Origin of the sequence: Streptococcus sanguinis (assembly GCF_026781265.1) — a bacterium.
Taxonomy (GTDB): domain Bacteria; phylum Bacillota; class Bacilli; order Lactobacillales; family Streptococcaceae; genus Streptococcus; species Streptococcus sanguinis_T.
In genome coordinates, this window is sequence record NZ_JAKUVC010000004.1 from 284299 (window position 1) to 301630 (window position 17332).

Sequence of the window (17332 nt, forward strand, 5' to 3'; positions counted from 1 at the left end):
AAAAGGAGAAAACATTATGCCAAAACAAAAAACACACCGCGCATCAGCTAAACGTTTCAAACGTACAGGTTCTGGTGGCTTGAAACGTTTCCGTGCTTATACTTCTCACCGTTTCCACGGAAAGACTAAGAAACAACGCCGTCATCTTCGCAAAGCAGGAATGGTGCATGCAGGAGATTTCAAGCGTATCAAAGCAATGCTTACAGGTCTGAAATAAGAGCTACTGTAACGATTATCTAGGAAATATTGGAGGAAATATAAATGGCACGTGTTAAAGGTGGCGTTGTATCACGCAAACGCCGTAAACGTATTTTAAAATTAGCTAAAGGTTACTATGGAGCAAAACATATCTTGTTCCGTACTGCAAAAGAGCAAGTAATGAACTCTTACTACTATGCATACCGTGATCGTCGTCAGAAAAAACGTGACTTCCGCAAACTTTGGATCACTCGTATCAATGCGGCAGCTCGTTTGAACGGACTTTCATACTCACAATTGATGCATGGTTTGAAGTTGGCTGAAATCGAAGTGAACCGTAAAATGTTGGCTGACTTAGCTGTTAACGATGCAGTAGCTTTCACAGCTCTTGCAGACGCAGCTAAAGCTAAGCTTGGTAAATAATTAAAATAAGAACCGAGGATTTCCTTGGTTCTTTTTCGATAACTCTTAATGAAAAGTATAAAGAGAGAAATAGCCTGCAATGCACTTATAGTATAGATAAAGGCTTGTTTCAGATGAAATAGCTCTCATGATAAAGCTAGTTAAAAATAGGAATTTGCGATATAATAGATAAAAACAGACATTTATGTAAATAAAAAATCAGTAGAAATGGAGAAATTATGGTAGAGAATCGTTTGGCTTGGGATCAGTATTTTGCGGCTCAGGCGCTCTTAATCGCTAATCGCTCAACCTGCAGGCGGGCCAAGGTTGGCGCTGTCTTGGTCAAGGACAATAAGGTTATTTCAACTGGTTACAATGGCTCGGTTTCAGGGACTGAGCATTGTATTGACCACGAGTGTCTGGTTATTGACGGTCACTGCGTGCGGACCTTGCACGCTGAGGTCAATGCTATCTTGCAAGGAGCAGAGCGGGGAGTTCCCAAGGGATTTACGGCTTATGTGACCCATTTTCCCTGCCTCAACTGTACCAAGCAATTGCTTCAGGTCGGCTGCAAACGGGTGGTCTATATCAACCAATATCGGATAGATGACTATGCTCAATATCTCTACAAGGAAAAAGAGGTGGAATTGGTTCATTTGCCGCTGGATGATGTCAAGAAGGCCATCGCTCAGACAGATTTGGTTTAGAATGAGGAGTTTAAGCAAAAAGCATATATTTATGTTATGAAGCTTAATGTTCTTTTAATCAAGCTTGTAGTTACAGAGATTTGAACGTAAGCGAAATGGTATTATCTGGAGAACAATAATTGCAGGGATATCTTCTCTCTTCACTCTAAAAAAGAATTAGAAAGGATGAATCGAATGATGAATAATGATATGAATAAAGATAATCATCAATCTATCGAAGAGCACAATAGTACTGACCTTACTATGAAGAATTCAAAAGAAACTAAGTATAGGTCAGGTCTTCTGTCATTTGCTTTTTATTTATCGATAATTTATCTTGTCTTGTTTGTATTACTTTTCGCTCTATCAGGTCCATGGGGGATCGTCTTGTTAATTTTCTTAGCTCCCAGTTTAATTTGTATTTTAATTGCGACCGTTTTAACTAGTATCGGAATAAATAAAGGAAATAAAGGTTTACTATATTCAGGTTCAGGACTTTACCTGATTTCTGCCTTTTTTGCAGGAGACCCAGATTGGTTTCTTTTTCAAATCGCTCCATTTGTTTTAGCAGCTCTTGTTTTGTTCGGAACCCTAATGGTTAAAGAAGTGGAGAAGTAACAGAAGAAGATTTAGTGCTAAACTATATCATCTTCTCTTCATGTTTTTATATTGTTATTTAATCTGGATAGGTTGGTTAACTTTCAAGAATTAATGGAGCTTAACAAGGTATAGTTTTAATCTATATCTTGTTCTTTTTTTAAAAAAAGGGAGTGGTATCGTAAATTATGGTATAATGAGAAAGTTATATAGTCCCGATAAGATGGTAGGAAACTTCTATCAGTACTTTGTAACTCGCAAACAATGTCGGCTCCAAAGTCACTCGTCATTCTACGGTTGCCGCTATGCTGCGGTCACCCTATGCGCCTTACTGGCTCAGAAATAAAAAGGTATCGTTTTTATTTCTTTCGCGTCGTAACTCGTAGCTGATAAGATTTTCATCATTTTGGAGTTTGTTTATTTGTTTAATATTTTTTAAGGGGGGACATTTCTATGTCAGAACGTAAACTTTTCACGTCTGAGTCTGTATCGGAGGGGCATCCTGATAAGATTGCAGACCAAATTTCCGATGCTATTTTGGATGCTGTCTTGAGTCAGGATCCAGATGCCCATGTGGCTGCTGAAACAGCCGTTTATACGGGCTCGGTTCATGTTTTTGGTGAGATTTCGACCACAGCTTATGTAGATATTAACCGTGTGGTTCGTGATACCATTGCAGAGATTGGCTACACCAATACAGAATATGGATTTTCAGCAGAGACGGTCGGTGTGCATCCGTCTTTGGTGGAGCAATCACCAGATATTGCTCAGGGTGTCAATGAAGCTTTGGAGGTTCGTGGGAATACAGACCAAGATCCATTGGACTTGATTGGTGCTGGAGACCAGGGGCTCATGTTTGGCTTTGCGGTGGATGAAACAACAGAACTCATGCCTCTGCCTATCTCACTCAGTCACAAGCTAGTTCGTCGATTGGCGGAATTGCGCAAATCAGGAGAGATTGCCTATCTGCGTCCAGATGCTAAGTCACAGGTGACCGTTGAGTATGATGAAAATGACCAGCCTGTGCGCGTGGATACAGTGGTTATTTCGACCCAGCATGACCCAGAAGTGACCAATGAAGAGATTCATCGTGATGTGACTGAAAAGTTGATTAAAGCAGTTATCCCAGCTCAGTATCTGGATGATAAGACAAAATTCTTCATCAATCCAACCGGCCGTTTTGTAATTGGCGGTCCGCAAGGGGACTCTGGCTTGACTGGCCGCAAGATTATTGTGGATACTTACGGTGGTTATGCTCGTCACGGCGGCGGCGCTTTCTCTGGTAAGGATGCAACCAAGGTTGACCGATCAGCTTCATACGCAGCTCGCTACATCGCTAAAAACATCGTGGCTGCTGGATTGGCTAAGAAAGCAGAAGTGCAGCTAGCCTATGCCATTGGCGTGGCTCAGCCGGTTTCTGTACGCATCGATACTTTTGGCACTGGTACTGTTGCAGAAAGCAAGCTGCAGGAAGCAGTACGTCAGATTTTTGATCTGCGTCCAGCCGGTATCATTCAAATGCTGGATCTGAAACGTCCGATCTATCGTCAGACGGCAGCTTATGGCCACATGGGTAGGACAGACATTGACCTCCCTTGGGAAAAGTTGGATAAGGTAGAGGCTTTGAAAGCAGCAGTGCAGTAAGATGATAGTTCTCAATCGTAATGATTGGGAACTTTTCTATTTTTTTAAAGAAAAAGTCATTTCTATACAGGCAGTTTTAAAAAGGCAAGCAGTCTAGCCTTGCGCTTCTCTCATTCTTGGTAATACTGAATTTTTCTGAAAGAACTGTTAAAAAATCCATTTTCCCTGTTTCATTTTAATTTCAATTGTCTTATTTATCTAAAAGTATAGGAAATTTCCCGAATCTGTGGTATAATAAATGGCAATACCTTGAAAGAGCTTTATTTTAAACATGAAAAAAATTGTAATACATGGTGGTCGCCCCTTAAAAGGAGAGGTGACTATTAATGGTGCTAAAAACAGTGTCGTTGCCTTGATTCCGGCTGTGATTCTGGCGGATGATATTGTAACGTTGGATGGCGTTCCGGATATTTCGGATGTGGATAGTCTGATTGATATTATGATTGCCATGGGAGCTAGTGTTACTCGCTCTGAGGACAGTTTGACGATTGATCCGCGTGGTATCCAAAACGTCCCTATGCCTTATGGGAAGATTAACAGTCTAAGAGCTTCCTATTATTTCTATGGTAGTTTGCTTGGCCGCTATGGTGAAGCGACGGTAGGCCTGCCTGGTGGTTGTGACTTGGGTCCACGTCCTATTGACTTGCACCTCAAGGCTTTTGAAGCCATGGGGGCTAAGATGACCATGGACGGCAACTACATGAACCTATCTACAGGAGGCCAGCCGCTTAAGGGCGCTAGTATTTATATGGATACGGTCAGCGTGGGTGCTACCATCAACACGATGTTGGCTGCTGTCAAGGCCAAAGGTCGGACTATTATTGAAAATGCAGCGCGAGAGCCAGAAATCATCGACGTAGCAACTCTCTTGAACAATATGGGTGCGCATATCCGCGGAGCAGGAACTGATATTATCACGATTGAGGGGGTTCCACACCTTCATGGAACGCGTCATCAAGTGATTCCTGACCGTATCGAGGCAGGAACTTATATCGCCCTTGCTGCAGCTATTGGACAGGGAATTCAGATTAATAATGTCCTTTATGAGCATTTGGAAAGTTTTATTGCCAAGCTTGAGGAAATGGGTGTTCGGATGACGGTTTCTGAAGACAGCATTTTTGTCGAAGAGCAGCAAACTCTGAGAGCTATAAACATTAAGACTTCTCCTTATCCAGGCTTTGCAACTGACCTACAACAGCCGATTACCCCGCTCTTGATGACGGCTAATGGCCATGGTAAGATTACAGACACCATCTATGAGAAGCGGGTTAACCATGTGGCGGAGCTGGCTAAGATGGCAGGTAAGATTTCGACCAGCAGCGACCAGATTGTCTATGAGGGACCAAATCAACTGCAGGGAGCTCAGGTCAAGGCGACCGATTTGCGTGCAGGAGCTGCCTTGGTTATTGCAGGTTTGATGGCTCAAGGAAAGACAGAGATTACTAATATCGAGTTTATCCTACGCGGCTATTCTAATATTATTGAAAAATTAACAAGTCTGGGTGCAGATATCCAGTTGATAGAAGAATAAGCGTTTTTCGCTTATTTTTTGTAGAGGTAGCAGATGAATTTATGGACACATTTGGCAGCCTGCTCATTTATTGAGACAGAGCATGCTTTTTTGCGGCCCGTTATCTTTGAAGATGCAGGGGCTCTATATAATATTGCGTCCAATCCGGAAAATACTCAGTTCATTTTTCCGACAGAAGCAAGCCTAGAGGAAAGTGAATACGTCATTGCCAATTTCTTTATGAAAAATCCTCTGGGGATTTGGGCCATTTGTCACAAGGAAACGCAGGAAATGATTGGTTCTGTCAAGTTTGAAAAGATGGACGAGATTAAGAAAGAAGCTGAGTTAGGCTATTTTCTGCGGCAAGACTACTGGGGACAAGGGATGATGACAGAAGTTGTCCGAGAGATTGTTTTTTTGTCATTTACCCGCTTTGGCTTCAAACGCCTCAGTATTATCACTCATGCAGAGAACCTAGCTAGTCAAAAGGTGGCTCAAAAATCTGGCTTCAGCCTCTACCGGCAGTTTAAAGGGAGCGATCGGTACACGAGGAAGATGAGAGATTATCTGGAGTACCGTTATGAGAGAGGAGATTTTAATGAGTAAGCATCAGGAAATTTTAACCTATCTTGAAAATCTTCCAATTGGCAAGAGGGTCAGTGTCCGCAGTATTTCAAACTATCTGGGAGTTAGTGATGGGACGGCCTATCGAGCTATCAAGGAAGCGGAGAACCGCGGTATTGTTGAGACTAGGCCTCGGAGTGGTACGGTTCGGGTCAAGTCCAAGAAAGTTGTCTTGGAGCATCTGACCTACAAGGAAATCGTTGATATTACAGGCTCAGAAGTATTGGCCGGAGAAGATGGTCTAGAAAAAGAATTTAATAAATTCTCCATCGGAGCCATGACGGAGCAGAATATCCTGCGCTATCTGACAGAGGGTGGTCTTCTGATTGTCGGAGACCGGACGAAAATTCAGCTCTTGGCTCTGGAAAATGAGAATGCGGTGCTGGTAACCGGAGGCTTTGAAGTCAGCTCAGAAGTTCTGAAGATGGCTAATCTGCTTAATATACCAGTGCTCAGGACCAAGCACGATACCTACACAGTCGCAACTATGATTAATCGTGCCCTGTCCAATATGCAGATCAAGACCGATATTTTAACAGTGGAGCAGGTCTATCGCTCCAGCCACGAGTACGGCTTTTTGCATGATACTGATACTGTTCGTGACTATCTGGACTTGGTTCGTCGCAATCGTGTCAGCCGGTTTCCGGTTATCAACCAGCAGCAGATGCTGGTGGGAGTAGTAACCATGCGGGATGCAGGTGATAAGTCCCCTCTGACAACCTTGGACAAGGTCATGACGAAAAATGTCTTTATGACAGGCTTATCTGCCAATATTGCCAATATCAGCCAGCGCATGATTGCAGAAGATTTTGAAATGATACCAGTAGTGCGCAGCAATCAGACCTTGCTAGGTGTGATTACGCGGCGGGACATTATGGAAAAAATGAGCCGTTCTCAAATTTCTAGCCTGCCGACTTTCAGTGAGCAAGTAGGACAGAAGATTAGCCGTCAGGATGATTTGTTTTCATTTACCGTTGAGCCTTTTATGCTGGAGCAAAATGGTGTGCTGGCCAACGGTGTGCTGACAGAAATTTTGACTCGAATTACCCAGCAGCTCATGGTCAACAGCGGCCGCAGCTTGATTATCGACCAGCTGATGCTTTATTTCTTTCAGGCGGTCCAGATTGATGACCTGCTGCATATCCAGCCGCGCATTATCCGTCAGACTAGGCGGACAGCCATTATTGACTTTGAGATGTATCTGGAAGCGATGCTGGTTGCCAAAGCCACGATTACAGTGAAAATTAATTAAGAAGAGGAATTTAGAGAAAGAATGATTACTTTAAAATCACAGCGTGAAATTGACTTGATGGACAAGAGTGGAGATTTTCTGGCTTCGGTCCACATTGGTTTGAGAGATTTGATTAAGCCAGGAATTGACATGTGGGACATTGAAGAGTATGTTCGCAAGCGTTGTAAAGAAGACAATGCGCTGCCTCTGCAAATTGGTGTTGAAGGCTCTGTCATGGACTATCCTTATGCAACTTGCTGCTCTCTTAATGACGAGGTAGCCCATGCCTTTCCCCGTCATCAGAAGCTGGTAGAAGGTGATGTCATCAGCGTTGATATGGTGGTTGGCTTGATCGATAAGGCAGAGCTGGATGTGTCCAAGCTGGATTTTGATAATGTTTCACAGATGAAACAGCACACAGAGAGCTTCCGAGGCGGTGTGGCAGACTCTTGCTGGACTTATGCAGTAGGGAAGATTAGCCCAGAGGCTCAGCAGTTGATGGATGTGACCAAGGAATGTCTCTACCGTGGAATTGCGGCTGCTAAGGTCGGCAATCGTATCGGCGACATTGGCGCAGCTATTCAGGAATATGCTGAAAGTCATGGCTATGGCGTTGTGCGGGATCTGGTCGGTCACGGTGTTGGCCCAACCATGCATGAGGAGCCTATGGTGCCACATTACGGTCGAGCAGGGCGTGGCTTGCGTTTGCGTGAGGGAATGGTTCTGACTATCGAGCCCATGATCAATACAGGTACCTGGGAAATTGATACAGACTTTGAGACCGGCTGGGCACATAAAACGCTGGATGGCGGCCTGTCCTGTCAGTATGAGCATCAGTTTGTCATTACAAAAGATGGTCCTGTCATTTTGACCAGCCAGGGAGAAGAAGGGACTTATTAGTAACCAAAGGCTGGGCAGTTGTCTCAGCTTTTTTGAAGGAGAAGAGAGTGAAGAAATTATTTAGTAAGGTTCGCAACAATCAGTTTTTAAGAGAATTTTTCCGTTTTTATAAAGAGTCAGATAGTGAGCTGAGCAGCGTTGCAGTTGCTTATTATTGGCTGATTTCCGTTTTTCCCTTGCTCTTAATTGTGGTGAATATTTTGCCCTATTTTCACATTCCGGTGGCGGATTTTCTGACAGCCATCAAGGACATGCTGCCAGAGACTTTATATGATGTTGTAGCAAAAGTCATGCGTGAAGTGCTGACCCAGCCTTCGACTGGCCTATTGAGCTTCTCAGTCTTGTCGGCTCTTTGGACTTTTTCCAAATCCATGAATTTCTTACAGATTGCCTTTAATAAAGCCTATGGAGTAGCCAAGAGTCGGGGGCTGATTTCTCATCGTATCATGAGTCTCTTTGTGAGTTTAGGTTTGCAGATTCTCTTTGCCTTGGCCCTCTTTCTGACTATGTTCGGCCATATGTCGCTGGATTTTCTCCGTACCTACTTGAAGCTTGACAGTCAGATCTATCAGCACTTACAGAATTTTACCGAGCCTCTGATTTACGCCTTACTCTTTGCGGTTTTGGTTATGTTCTATTATTTCCTGCCTAATGTGAAAATCAACAAAAAACGCTATGTTCTGCCGGGCAGCGTCTTTGTGCTCTTGACCATTCTAGCTTTGATGAATATCTTTTCAGTTTACATGGATAATTATTTAAATCACCTGGTTGATGTTCGCTTTTTTAGCTCCATCATTATGGTTGTGATGATGTTTTGGTTTATCATGATTGCTAAAATTTTGATTGTTGGCGCAGTGCTCAATGCCAGTATCCAGAGCTATTGTGAGTCAGGGTTTCAAGTTGAAAGCACGGGTAAATTTTCTTTTAAGAATCAGCTGGTTAAAGAAAAACAGTAGGATAGATACATAAAAAAACTCAATTTTCTAGTCACTATGTCTTAAAAAATGAAAGGAGAAGAAAACTATGCCTACTTTAAAAACTGCAAAACAATTAGCAGTATCTTCAAATAAAGAACTTGTTTCTATGCTCCTATCTCAAAAACTACCTCTACTTAAGAGAGCAGCCAAGCAAATGAGACGCCAACGTATAGAAGGCCTGGATCAAGCATTAGCTGAAGCTCTGGACTTTGTTATGACTAAACCAAGGTCTTGAGAAGCTCAGAATGAGTTGATTTTAGCAATTGCAGCTACGGAATGTACTAGCCTACTGCCTTATTTGGAGGAATTAGTTCAAGGAAATTACTCAGCGACTGTTCTCTATCGAAGCTTGGCTTTAGCTATCGTATATTTACAAAATAAAGACAAGAAAGAATTGAGCTATGTATACTCTAGCTTAGATAGTGGCAACCAGAACTTATTTGCTGGTGCTTTGCTAGGCTTGAATCAAAGAGAAGTTGTACTCAGTCATGAGGAAATCCAGGACTTCTATAGAGCGGCTAAACGTGAAGTTTACTTAGAGAACTTCAGGCAGGTCATTTCTCCAATTCAGGTCCTAGTATCAATGGCTTACCTGTTTGAGGACAAGGATCGACAAGAACTGATTAGCTACTGTCAAGAATTGAATTCTGCATTTTTCTCTAGTATCAATACTAATCTTAATAAGAATAAGAAGATTCCTTACTTGTAAGGATTTTGGTATAGATTTCTTAAAGAGGATTTTCCTCTTTTTATTTTTTAGTAATTTTATTGCATTTGCAATAAAATGTGATATAATAGTTTCAAATAAAAGTTTAAAGGAGGGGATATGTCAGTATTGCGGGAAATTGGGATTATCGCCCGAGCTTTGGATTCCATTGCTAATATTGAGTTCCGTGACATAGAGCTAGCAAGAGGTCAATACCTTTATTTGGTGCGAATCGCGGAGAATCCAGGGATTATCCAAGAGGAGCTGTCGGAGCTTCTCAAGGTGGATCGCTCAACGGTTGCCCGCTCTGTTAAGAAGTTAGAGGCCAAGGGCTTGGTTCACCAGAAGGCAGCCAAGGACAACAAGAAGAACAAGGAATGGTTTGTGACGGCAAAAGGGGAAACACTTTATCCTTTTATCCTAGCTGAAAATGACTATTCTGAAGGGATTTCCTTGCGGGGCTTTTCTCAGGAGGAAGTTCAATCCTTGGAGGAAATGCTGGTCCGAGTGCGTGAAAACATCACAAGTGACTGGGAAGCCGTCAAAAAAGGACAAAAAATAAACTATTAAGATTGAAGAGGTAGAACATGAAAGTTACAGTTGAAAATGAATTTTGGCAAGTATTTCCGAAAGGTCAGATTAGTATTTTAGTGGTCAAGGGGCTGGATAATAGTGTGGATGAAAGTAAGGACTCATATTTCAAATCCCTGCTGGATAAGGGAGCGAAACGAGCTGAGGACTTTATCTTAGATGAGAACTTCACTCAAAATGAAGTCATTCAGGAGTGGCGGCAGGCTTTCAGCAAATTCAAGACCAAGAAAGGAGCGCGCTCTTCTATCGAAGCTCTGCTCAAGCGGGTTAGTCAGGGGCGGGAATTTCATCCAATCAATCCTTTGGTCGATATCTACAACAGTGTCTCGCTGTCTTATGCGGTTCCGTGTGGCGGTGAGGATTTGGATAAGATTGTCGGAGGTCTTCATCTAGGAAAAGCCAAGGGTGGCGAAGCCTTTTTCCCGCTGGGAGCTGAGAGTGACGCGCCGGCTCTGCCAGAAGAAATTATCTACTATGATGAAGAGGGGGCTGTCTGCCGTTGTCTTAACTGGCGAGAAGCCCAGCGGACCATGCTGACAGAGGAGACCAAGGACGCCATCTTGGTCATTGAGGCCATTAATGAAGAGCAAGCAGCACGAGCCCAAGCAGCTATGACAGAACTCCAGACTTTGATTGAGGGCTATTTTGGTGTCAAAGGTGAAATCACCCATCTGACGCTTGATAATCAAAGCTTGGAAATTTAAGACTATAAAAATCTGGATCAGAATTATCTGGTCCAGATTTGATATTTTAAGGTTGAAGTATCATAGTCAATTAGTTTTTCTTGTTTTCAAAGATAAAGACTTTACTGAAAACATAGTTGAGGACAATAATAAGCACTTGAGAAAAAAGTGACTCGATAGAGTTGATAAGATTGCGGTTATTGTTGACAAATTGCCCGATAATATTAGGATAAGTATCCACTAATAATTTTGCAAGAACGATGTCTAGCAAAAGAGTGCCAGAACGCGCCAGAGCAAATTTAAAAAGTCGCTTTTGCCAACCTTTGCGTTGCTGCTTAAAGACAATGGTATCATTTGTGATAAAGGCAAAAAGTACTGCTGTGACATTAGCAGTAATGGTCGCAAATAATGTCTGTCCTGTAAGAGCGAAGATAAGGAGACGAGTAGTCATATAAACAAGGGTAGCTGCCACACCAAAGAAAAGATAAGACAGAACCTCATTGTTAAAGAATTTTTTGATTAAAGTTTTCATAAAGATAGTCTATCATATTTCTAGGATTTATGCTATACTAGTTGGGTTGCCAAATCTGTGGGGCAATCAACTAATGATGCTCCTCTCAAGTGATGCAACCCTTGGCGCTTAGCTTCTTTCGCCAAGCATATTACACACGGTAAAGCCGCTAAAGGAGAAAACATGAAACAAGAAAAACTGACAGTTCGTGACTTGGCTCAGATTGCCATTGTTGCTGCTATTTATGTTGCCCTAACCATTACGCCCCCTTTAAATGCTATAAGCTATGGTGCTTACCAGTTCAGAATTTCTGAAATGATGAACTTTATGGCCTTTTATAATCGGAAGTATATCATGGGAGTGACTATTGGTTGTATGATTGCCAATCTCTATAGTTTTGGAATCGTCGATGTCTTTGTCGGCGGAGGATCCACCTTAGTCTTCCTGTCACTGGGTGTCTATCTTTTCAGTCGCTATAAGAATCAATATCTGATTAAAGGCTTGATTCGTTTGGATCATTTCTATTTTGCAGTTTTCTTTTCTATTTCGATGGTGACCATTGCTGCAGAGTTACACTTCTTGCAAGGCCTGCCATTCTTCCTGACTTGGTTTACAACGGCCATTGGAGAATTTGCTTCTTTGATTGCTGGTGCTATCCTTATTAACCAGATTGCGAAAAGGATTGATTTGACAAAATAAGACAGCAGAGAGCGGAATTTCCGCTCTTTTTATATACTTTTCTTTTTTAGGAAGAATTCGGAACAAATAGAGGAAGATTTTATGTATTTGTGATAAAATAGAAGTATGAAAGAAAGAATGTCAGAATTAGTAGAATTGCTCAACCGATATGCCAATGAGTATTATACGGCAGATAGGCCAAGCGTATCGGACAGAGAGTATGACAGACTCTATCGTGAGTTAGCGGAGTTAGAAGAAAAGTACCCAACCGATATCCTGCCTGACAGTCCGACGCATCGGGTGGGAGGGAAGATTTTAGAAGGATTTGAAAAATATCCACACCAGTATCCTCTCTTTAGTTTGCAGGATGCTTTTTCACGTGAAGAATTAATAACCTTTGACCAGCGGATTCGTAAGGAATTTCCACAAGTTTCTTATCTTTGTGAGCTCAAGATTGACGGGCTCTCTATTTCCCTGACCTATGAAAAGGGAATATTGGTAGCAGGGGCGACACGGGGGGATGGCTCTGTTGGAGAAAACATCACTGAAAACCTCAAGCGAGTCAAGGATATTCCCCTGACCTTAAAAGAGCCGCTGGACATTACCGTTCGAGGAGAGTGCTACATGCCTAAGGCTTCCTTTGATGCGGTCAATCAGCTGCGGCAGGAGAACGGTGAGCCTGAGTTTGCCAATCCCCGCAATGCGGCAGCGGGAACTTTGCGCCAGCTGGACACAGCAGTTGTGGCCAAGCGCAATCTAGCAACCTTCCTTTACCAAGAGGCCAGTCCGACTCAGTTTGGCAGCCAAGAAGCCGTCTTAAACAAGCTGGCAGATTTGGGCTTTTCAGTCAATCCTACACATATTCTGGCGGACTCTATCGAAGCAGTTTGGGAGTTTATCGAAAAGATTGCTCAGGAGCGGGACAGTCTGCCTTATGAGATTGACGGTATTGTCATTAAGGTCAATGACTTAAGTGTCCAAGAAGAGCTTGGATTTACTGTCAAGGCACCTAAGTGGGCTATCGCCTATAAGTTTCCAGCTGAGGAAAAGGAAGCCCAGCTTCTGTCTGTGGACTGGACAGTGGGTCGGACGGGAGTTGTGACTCCGACAGCCAATCTGACGCCGGTGCAGCTAGCGGGAACGACTGTCAGCCGAGCGACTTTGCACAATGTGGACTATATTGCGGAGAAGGATATTCGTCAGAAAGATACCGTTATCGTCTATAAAGCGGGGGATATTATTCCTGCTGTCTTGCGAGTGGTGGAGTCCAAGCGTGTCTCAGAGGAGCTTCTGGAAATACCAAGTCACTGTCCGAGCTGTGAGAGTGAGCTGATACATTTTGAAGATGAAGTGGCTCTGCGCTGCATTAACCCGCTCTGTCCAGCCCAGATCAAGGAGGGCTTGATTCACTTTGCCAGCCGGGATGCCATGAATATTACTGGCCTTGGTCCAGCAGTGGTGGAGAAGCTCTTTGCTCAAAATCTAGTCAAGGATGTGGCTGGAATCTATCGGCTGACGGTAGAAAATTTACTAGAACTAGAGAACTTTAAGGAAAAATCAGCAAATAAATTGTATACTGCTATTCAAGCTTCCAAGGAGAACTCGGCCGAACGCCTCTTGTTCGGTTTGGGGATTCGTCATGTGGGAAGCAAGGCCAGTCGGATTTTGCTGGAGAAATTCCATGATATCCCTAAGCTGTCTCAGACCAGCCAAGAAGAGATTGCGGCTATTGACAGTCTTGGAACTGTGATTGCCCAAAGCCTGCATACCTATTTTGAGCAGGAAGGCTCTCAGATTCTTTTGGCGGAGCTGCAGGAAGCAGGTGTGAACCTGGACTATCTGGGGCAAAAGGCAGCGGCTGATGCAGCCCTATCTGGTATGACGGTTGTCTTAACTGGTAAATTACAAAAATTGACACGCAATCAAGCCAAGGAAAAATTGCAGAGTCTGGGTGCTAATGTTTCTGGATCTGTTTCTAAAAAAACCGATTTGGTAGTGGCTGGCCAAGATGCCGGCAGCAAGCTAGCCAAGGCTCAGGAGTTGGGAATTGAAATTCGGGATGAAGATTGGCTTGATAGCTTATGAGGCTGAAGTATGAAGGATAAGATTAAACGAGCAAGATTGATTTATAACCCGACTTCGGGACAGGAAATTATTAAGAAAAATATAGCGGAAGTTTTGGATGTTTTGGAGGATGTGGGCTATGAAACCAGCGCCTACCAAACCACTCCAGCGCCTCTTTCTGCTCAAAAAGAAGCTGAAAGGGCAGCAAAAGCAGGATTTGATTTGATTATTGCGGCAGGCGGCGACGGTACCATCAATGAGGTAGTTAATGGTGTGGCGAATCTGGATGAACGGCCTAAATTGGCCTTTATTCCAACTGGCACAACCAACGATTATGCGCGTGCTCTGAAGATACCCATGGGAGATCCGGTAGCGGCAGCCCGCATTATCGAAAAGAACCAGACCATAAAGATGGATATTGGCCGGGCCTATGGTAACAAGTATTTTATTAATATTGCGGCAGCTGGAACCTTGACAGAGCTAACTTACAGCGTACCTAGCGAGGTCAAATCCCGCCTAGGCTACTTTGCTTATGTCGCAGAAGGAGCAAAAAAACTCCCTCGCTCTAAGTTCCGCAAGGTTCGTATCAAGCACGATCACGGTGTCTTTGAAGGGAAGATTTCGCTGATGTTTGCGGCTCTGACCAATTCCATTGGTGGTTTTGAAAAGCTAGCACCGGACACAAAATTAGATGATGGGAATTTTACCTTGATTTTGGTCAAGACAGCCAATCTCTTTGATATACTGAGTCTGATGATGCAGGCTATCAATGGCGGTCAGCATGTTGGCGATATCAATGTAGAATACCTCAAAACAAGCAAGCTGCAGCTAGAAATTTTAGACAAAAAAGGTCCATTTATGCTGAATTTGGATGGAGAATACGGCGGCGATACGCCTGTTGAACTGGAAGTGCTGCACGGACATTTGGAATTTTTTGCCAATATCGATGAAATCAGTCAGACAGCCCTTTCAATAGAATAATTTTAGATAAGAGATGAAAGAACATGCTAGACTATAAAGTCTTAGTCCATTACCACAATCCGACTGGAGATTATTTCTCCTATGATATGTGGCAGTGGCAAATAAACCAATGGGGACAGGAAGCAGCCTTTTCCAAACTTGATTATTTTGGTATTCAGGGGGAATTATCATTTGAGACTTGGGAGCCCTTAGATCACGCTCATGTGATTATCAAACGTTCAGACTGGTCTAGCCAGTCCTGTGACTATCATATTGATCTGTTGCCTCCTCATCTGGTTACGGAAATTTGGCTGATTGAGGGAGATGCGCAGGTTTATTATTCCTTGCAGGCTGCAACGACAAGTCACCAGTATTCTCGTCGACGTCCGCATAACTTTGACATGGCTCTGAGAACAGACTATTTCGATGAATGCTGGGGCTATCAAGGCTGGTTGGGACACCGTCAGATGGATGGCGTACATATTTTTAAAGTTTGGGCACCGACAGCTAGGAAGGTAGAGCTGGTAGTCTATGAATCGGCTGACAATCAAGCTCCTGTTTATAAAATCTTCCCAATGCAAAAAGGAGACCGATATTCTCACGACCATAAGGAAAACACCATCGGTGTCTGGTCAACTGAAATAGCAGAAGACTTGACCGGCAAAACTTATCACTATCATGTTAGCTTTGAATACCGTAATTTTTATACTCGCGATCCTTATACCATTGCGACCAGTCCAGATGGCAAGCGCTCAGCGATTCTTGGAGCGGATGAGACAGAAGTAGCTGGTTTTCAAGTTCTGCAAGGCAAAGAAGCTTTCTGGCGCTTGGATAATCCAAATCAAGCAGTGATTTATGAGATGCACATTCGGGATTTGACCACGTCGGAGACTTCAGGCGTGGATAGTCAGCTGCGCGGGACCTTCTTGGGAGCCTGTCAAAAAGGCACTACCAATCATCAAGGGCAAAAGACTGGTTTTGACTATATCAGCGATTTAGGCGTTAATGTTGTCCAACTTCAGCCTGTCTCTGATCGTCACAAGGACTATGATGAAAATGGAGAGCTAATCTACAACTGGGGCTATGACCCGCAGAATTATCATGCTCCAGAGACTAGCTTTTCCAGCAATCCTGCTGACCCAGCGCAGGCCATCCGTGATTTGAAAACGATGATTCAGGCCTACCATAATGCGGGAATCTCTGTGACACTGGATGTTGTCTACAATCACATCTACTCGACCTATGATTCTGCTTTCCAAGCTACGGTACCAGATTATTACTATCGGATGAATCCTAACGGCTCTTTCCAAAACGGAACCGGAGTGGGGAGTGAGACGGCCAGCGAGCATGAGATGTTCCGCAAGTTTATGATTGACTCTCTACTGTACTGGGTGGAGGAGTTCAATGTAGATGGCTTCCGCTTCGACCTGATGGGAATTCATGATGTGGAAACGATGAATGCCATCCGTCAAGCTATGGATGAGGTGGATCCGAGAATCCTGCTCTATGGAGAAGGCTGGGATATGGGAACGGGCCTGAGACCAGAAGACAAGGCTAAGAAGGACAATGCCTACCAGCTTCCACGGATTGGATTTTTCAATGATACGGAGCGCGATGCGGTCAAAGGAGCAGAAGTTTATGGCGGCATCAAGGCTGGCTTTGTCAGTGGTCAGGCGACGGAGGATATCGTCGCTAAGTCTATCCTTGGCAGCAGTGAGCTAGGCAGCTATCGCAGTCCTGATCAAGTCCTTAACTACGTGGAGGCACATGATAATTTCAACCTGCATGATTTGCTTGCGGAGCTGCATCCCGAAGATGATGTTCTGACTCGCACCAAGCGGATTGAGTTGGCAACTGCTATGAACCTGCTCATGCAAGGCATGGCTTTCATGGAGCTGGGACAGGAATTTTCCCGTACTAAGCTCTTAGCTACGGGGGAGGATGGCCAAGTCCTGCATAGCGATCGCGAAAGGGCAATGAACAGCTACAATGCGCCAGATGCAGTCAATCAAGTGAATTGGGATATTTTGCAGGACCATCAAGAGAGTATTGATTTTATCAAGGACATTATTCGCCTCAAGACAAGCTGCAAAGCCTTTTCTTATCAGACCTATGAAGATATTTATAAGCATGTCTTTGTCCAATCAGCCGAGCAGGGCAGTGGTTTGATTATCTTTGAGATTAAGAATGACAAGCATTATCAAGTCATATTTAATGCTAGCGGCCTGCCTTACTATCTGCCTAATGCAGACAAGCTGCGTCTCATAGTGGGCAATAGCCGTCATAAGAAGCCTTTCTATGTTGAAAATCTGACGGTTTCTGTTTTTGAAGTTATTCAATAAGATATTAGCTACATGAAAATCCTTAAGT

At 43.6% G+C, this 17332-nt stretch carries 19 protein-coding genes and 1 riboswitch; of the genes, 18 read left to right on the forward strand and 1 reads right to left on the reverse strand.

What is annotated here, in order from left to right:
* Nucleotides 1-16: 16 nt before the first annotated feature.
* The 14 genes from rpmI to MK370_RS07235 all read left to right on the forward strand — a co-directional run bounded on the left by rpmI (nucleotide 17) and on the right by MK370_RS07235 (nucleotide 10770).
* Nucleotides 17-217: a 50S ribosomal protein L35 gene (gene rpmI / locus MK370_RS07170; protein ID WP_002895038.1), complete on the forward strand. Its 201-nt coding sequence runs from the start codon at nucleotides 17-19 to the stop codon at nucleotides 215-217.
* 44 nt (nucleotides 218-261) lie between these two features.
* Nucleotides 262-621, forward strand: a complete 360-nt coding sequence (gene rplT / locus MK370_RS07175; RefSeq protein WP_049485306.1) for a 50S ribosomal protein L20 — start codon at nucleotides 262-264, stop codon at nucleotides 619-621.
* Nucleotides 622-839: 218 nt separating this feature from the next.
* Nucleotides 840-1307: a deoxycytidylate deaminase gene (locus tag MK370_RS07180; RefSeq protein ID WP_268684736.1), complete on the forward strand. Its 468-nt coding sequence runs from the start codon at nucleotides 840-842 to the stop codon at nucleotides 1305-1307.
* Nucleotides 1308-1472: 165 nt separating this feature from the next.
* Nucleotides 1473-1904 (forward strand): hypothetical protein, encoded by a 432-nt coding sequence (locus tag MK370_RS07185; protein ID WP_419152995.1) that lies wholly within the window; start codon nucleotides 1473-1475, stop codon nucleotides 1902-1904.
* Nucleotides 1905-2336: 432 nt separating this feature from the next.
* On the forward strand, nucleotides 2337-3527 hold the full coding sequence (gene metK / locus MK370_RS07190) for a methionine adenosyltransferase (RefSeq protein WP_268684738.1): 1191 nt from the start codon (nucleotides 2337-2339) through the stop codon (nucleotides 3525-3527).
* 271 nt (nucleotides 3528-3798) lie between these two features.
* Nucleotides 3799-5058, forward strand: coding sequence for a UDP-N-acetylglucosamine 1-carboxyvinyltransferase (locus MK370_RS07195; protein WP_268684739.1), 1260 nt, complete (start codon nucleotides 3799-3801; stop codon nucleotides 5056-5058).
* 33 nt (nucleotides 5059-5091) lie between these two features.
* Entirely contained in the window at nucleotides 5092-5643 is a 552-nt protein-coding gene (locus tag MK370_RS07200; protein ID WP_268684740.1) for a GNAT family N-acetyltransferase, read from the forward strand.
* A complete protein-coding gene (gene spxR, locus MK370_RS07205; RefSeq protein WP_268684741.1) occupies nucleotides 5636-6913 on the forward strand; it encodes a CBS-HotDog domain-containing transcription factor SpxR in 1278 nt (425 codons plus the stop codon). The genes MK370_RS07200 and spxR overlap by 8 nt, the downstream gene beginning before the upstream one ends.
* A 21-nt stretch (nucleotides 6914-6934) precedes the next feature.
* A complete protein-coding gene (locus MK370_RS07210; protein WP_268684742.1) occupies nucleotides 6935-7792 on the forward strand; it encodes a methionyl aminopeptidase in 858 nt (285 codons plus the stop codon).
* A gap of 32 nt (nucleotides 7793-7824) precedes the next feature.
* Nucleotides 7825-8748, forward strand: a complete 924-nt coding sequence (locus tag MK370_RS07215; RefSeq protein ID WP_268684743.1) for a YihY/virulence factor BrkB family protein — start codon at nucleotides 7825-7827, stop codon at nucleotides 8746-8748.
* A gap of 67 nt (nucleotides 8749-8815) precedes the next feature.
* Nucleotides 8816-9004: a hypothetical protein gene (locus MK370_RS07220; RefSeq protein ID WP_268684744.1), complete on the forward strand. Its 189-nt coding sequence runs from the start codon at nucleotides 8816-8818 to the stop codon at nucleotides 9002-9004.
* A 15-nt stretch (nucleotides 9005-9019) separates the two neighbouring features.
* Entirely contained in the window at nucleotides 9020-9478 is a 459-nt protein-coding gene (locus tag MK370_RS07225) for a hypothetical protein (RefSeq protein ID WP_268684745.1), read from the forward strand.
* Nucleotides 9479-9595: 117 nt separating this feature from the next.
* Complete coding sequence (locus tag MK370_RS07230) at nucleotides 9596-10045, forward strand: MarR family winged helix-turn-helix transcriptional regulator (protein WP_268684746.1); 450 nt, start codon at nucleotides 9596-9598, stop codon at nucleotides 10043-10045.
* Nucleotides 10046-10062: 17 nt separating this feature from the next.
* A complete protein-coding gene (locus MK370_RS07235; protein WP_268684747.1) occupies nucleotides 10063-10770 on the forward strand; it encodes a B3/4 domain-containing protein in 708 nt (235 codons plus the stop codon).
* 70 nt (nucleotides 10771-10840) lie between these two features.
* Here the strand turns inward: MK370_RS07235 and MK370_RS07240 are convergent, their stop codons facing one another.
* A complete protein-coding gene (locus MK370_RS07240) occupies nucleotides 10841-11281 on the reverse strand; it encodes a GtrA family protein (protein ID WP_268684748.1) in 441 nt (146 codons plus the stop codon).
* Between the two features lie 28 nt (nucleotides 11282-11309).
* Nucleotides 11310-11446, forward strand: a riboswitch (PreQ1 riboswitch).
* Between MK370_RS07240 and MK370_RS07245 the strand changes: the two genes are divergently transcribed.
* The 4 genes from MK370_RS07245 (at nucleotide 11444) to pulA (ending at nucleotide 17304) form a co-directional block, all read left to right on the forward strand.
* Nucleotides 11444-11959, forward strand: a complete 516-nt coding sequence (locus tag MK370_RS07245) for a QueT transporter family protein (RefSeq protein WP_125331696.1) — start codon at nucleotides 11444-11446, stop codon at nucleotides 11957-11959. It overlaps the preceding riboswitch by 3 nt.
* A 105-nt stretch (nucleotides 11960-12064) precedes the next feature.
* Nucleotides 12065-14023 (forward strand): NAD-dependent DNA ligase LigA, encoded by a 1959-nt coding sequence (ligA, locus tag MK370_RS07250; protein ID WP_268684749.1) that lies wholly within the window; start codon nucleotides 12065-12067, stop codon nucleotides 14021-14023.
* Between the two features lie 9 nt (nucleotides 14024-14032).
* Complete coding sequence (locus MK370_RS07255; RefSeq protein ID WP_268684750.1) at nucleotides 14033-14983, forward strand: diacylglycerol kinase family lipid kinase; 951 nt, start codon at nucleotides 14033-14035, stop codon at nucleotides 14981-14983.
* Nucleotides 14984-15006: 23 nt separating this feature from the next.
* The gene (gene pulA, locus MK370_RS07260) at nucleotides 15007-17304 is read left to right on the forward strand and encodes a type I pullulanase (protein ID WP_268684751.1); all 2298 of its coding nucleotides are present in this window, start codon (nucleotides 15007-15009) and stop codon (nucleotides 17302-17304) included.
* The last annotated feature ends 28 nt before the right edge of the window (nucleotides 17305-17332 follow it).

Excerpts from the sequence above, each read along its gene's own strand:
- MK370_RS07220 (WP_268684744.1), top strand. The coding sequence starts at position 8,816 with ATGCCTACTTTAAAAACTGCAAAACAATTAGCAGTATCTTCAAATAAA.
- metK (WP_268684738.1), top strand. The coding sequence starts at position 2,337 with ATGTCAGAACGTAAACTTTTCACGTCTGAGTCTGTATCGGAGGGGCAT.
- MK370_RS07255 (WP_268684750.1), top strand. The coding sequence starts at position 14,033 with ATGAAGGATAAGATTAAACGAGCAAGATTGATTTATAACCCGACTTCG.
- rpmI (WP_002895038.1), top strand. The coding sequence starts at position 17 with ATGCCAAAACAAAAAACACACCGCGCATCAGCTAAACGTTTCAAACGT.
- MK370_RS07235 (WP_268684747.1), top strand. The coding sequence starts at position 10,063 with ATGAAAGTTACAGTTGAAAATGAATTTTGGCAAGTATTTCCGAAAGGT.
- MK370_RS07230 (WP_268684746.1), top strand. The coding sequence starts at position 9,596 with ATGTCAGTATTGCGGGAAATTGGGATTATCGCCCGAGCTTTGGATTCC.
- MK370_RS07195 (WP_268684739.1), top strand. The coding sequence starts at position 3,799 with ATGAAAAAAATTGTAATACATGGTGGTCGCCCCTTAAAAGGAGAGGTG.
- pulA (WP_268684751.1), top strand. The coding sequence starts at position 15,007 with ATGCTAGACTATAAAGTCTTAGTCCATTACCACAATCCGACTGGAGAT.
- MK370_RS07240 (WP_268684748.1), bottom strand. The coding sequence starts at position 11,281 with ATGAAAACTTTAATCAAAAAATTCTTTAACAATGAGGTTCTGTCTTAT.
- MK370_RS07200 (WP_268684740.1), top strand. The coding sequence starts at position 5,092 with ATGAATTTATGGACACATTTGGCAGCCTGCTCATTTATTGAGACAGAG.
- MK370_RS07180 (WP_268684736.1), top strand. The coding sequence starts at position 840 with ATGGTAGAGAATCGTTTGGCTTGGGATCAGTATTTTGCGGCTCAGGCG.
- rplT (WP_049485306.1), top strand. The coding sequence starts at position 262 with ATGGCACGTGTTAAAGGTGGCGTTGTATCACGCAAACGCCGTAAACGT.
- MK370_RS07245 (WP_125331696.1), top strand. The coding sequence starts at position 11,444 with ATGAAACAAGAAAAACTGACAGTTCGTGACTTGGCTCAGATTGCCATT.
- MK370_RS07185 (WP_419152995.1), top strand. The coding sequence starts at position 1,473 with ATGAATCGAATGATGAATAATGATATGAATAAAGATAATCATCAATCT.
- spxR (WP_268684741.1), top strand. The coding sequence starts at position 5,636 with ATGAGTAAGCATCAGGAAATTTTAACCTATCTTGAAAATCTTCCAATT.
- MK370_RS07210 (WP_268684742.1), top strand. The coding sequence starts at position 6,935 with ATGATTACTTTAAAATCACAGCGTGAAATTGACTTGATGGACAAGAGT.
- ligA (WP_268684749.1), top strand. The coding sequence starts at position 12,065 with ATGAAAGAAAGAATGTCAGAATTAGTAGAATTGCTCAACCGATATGCC.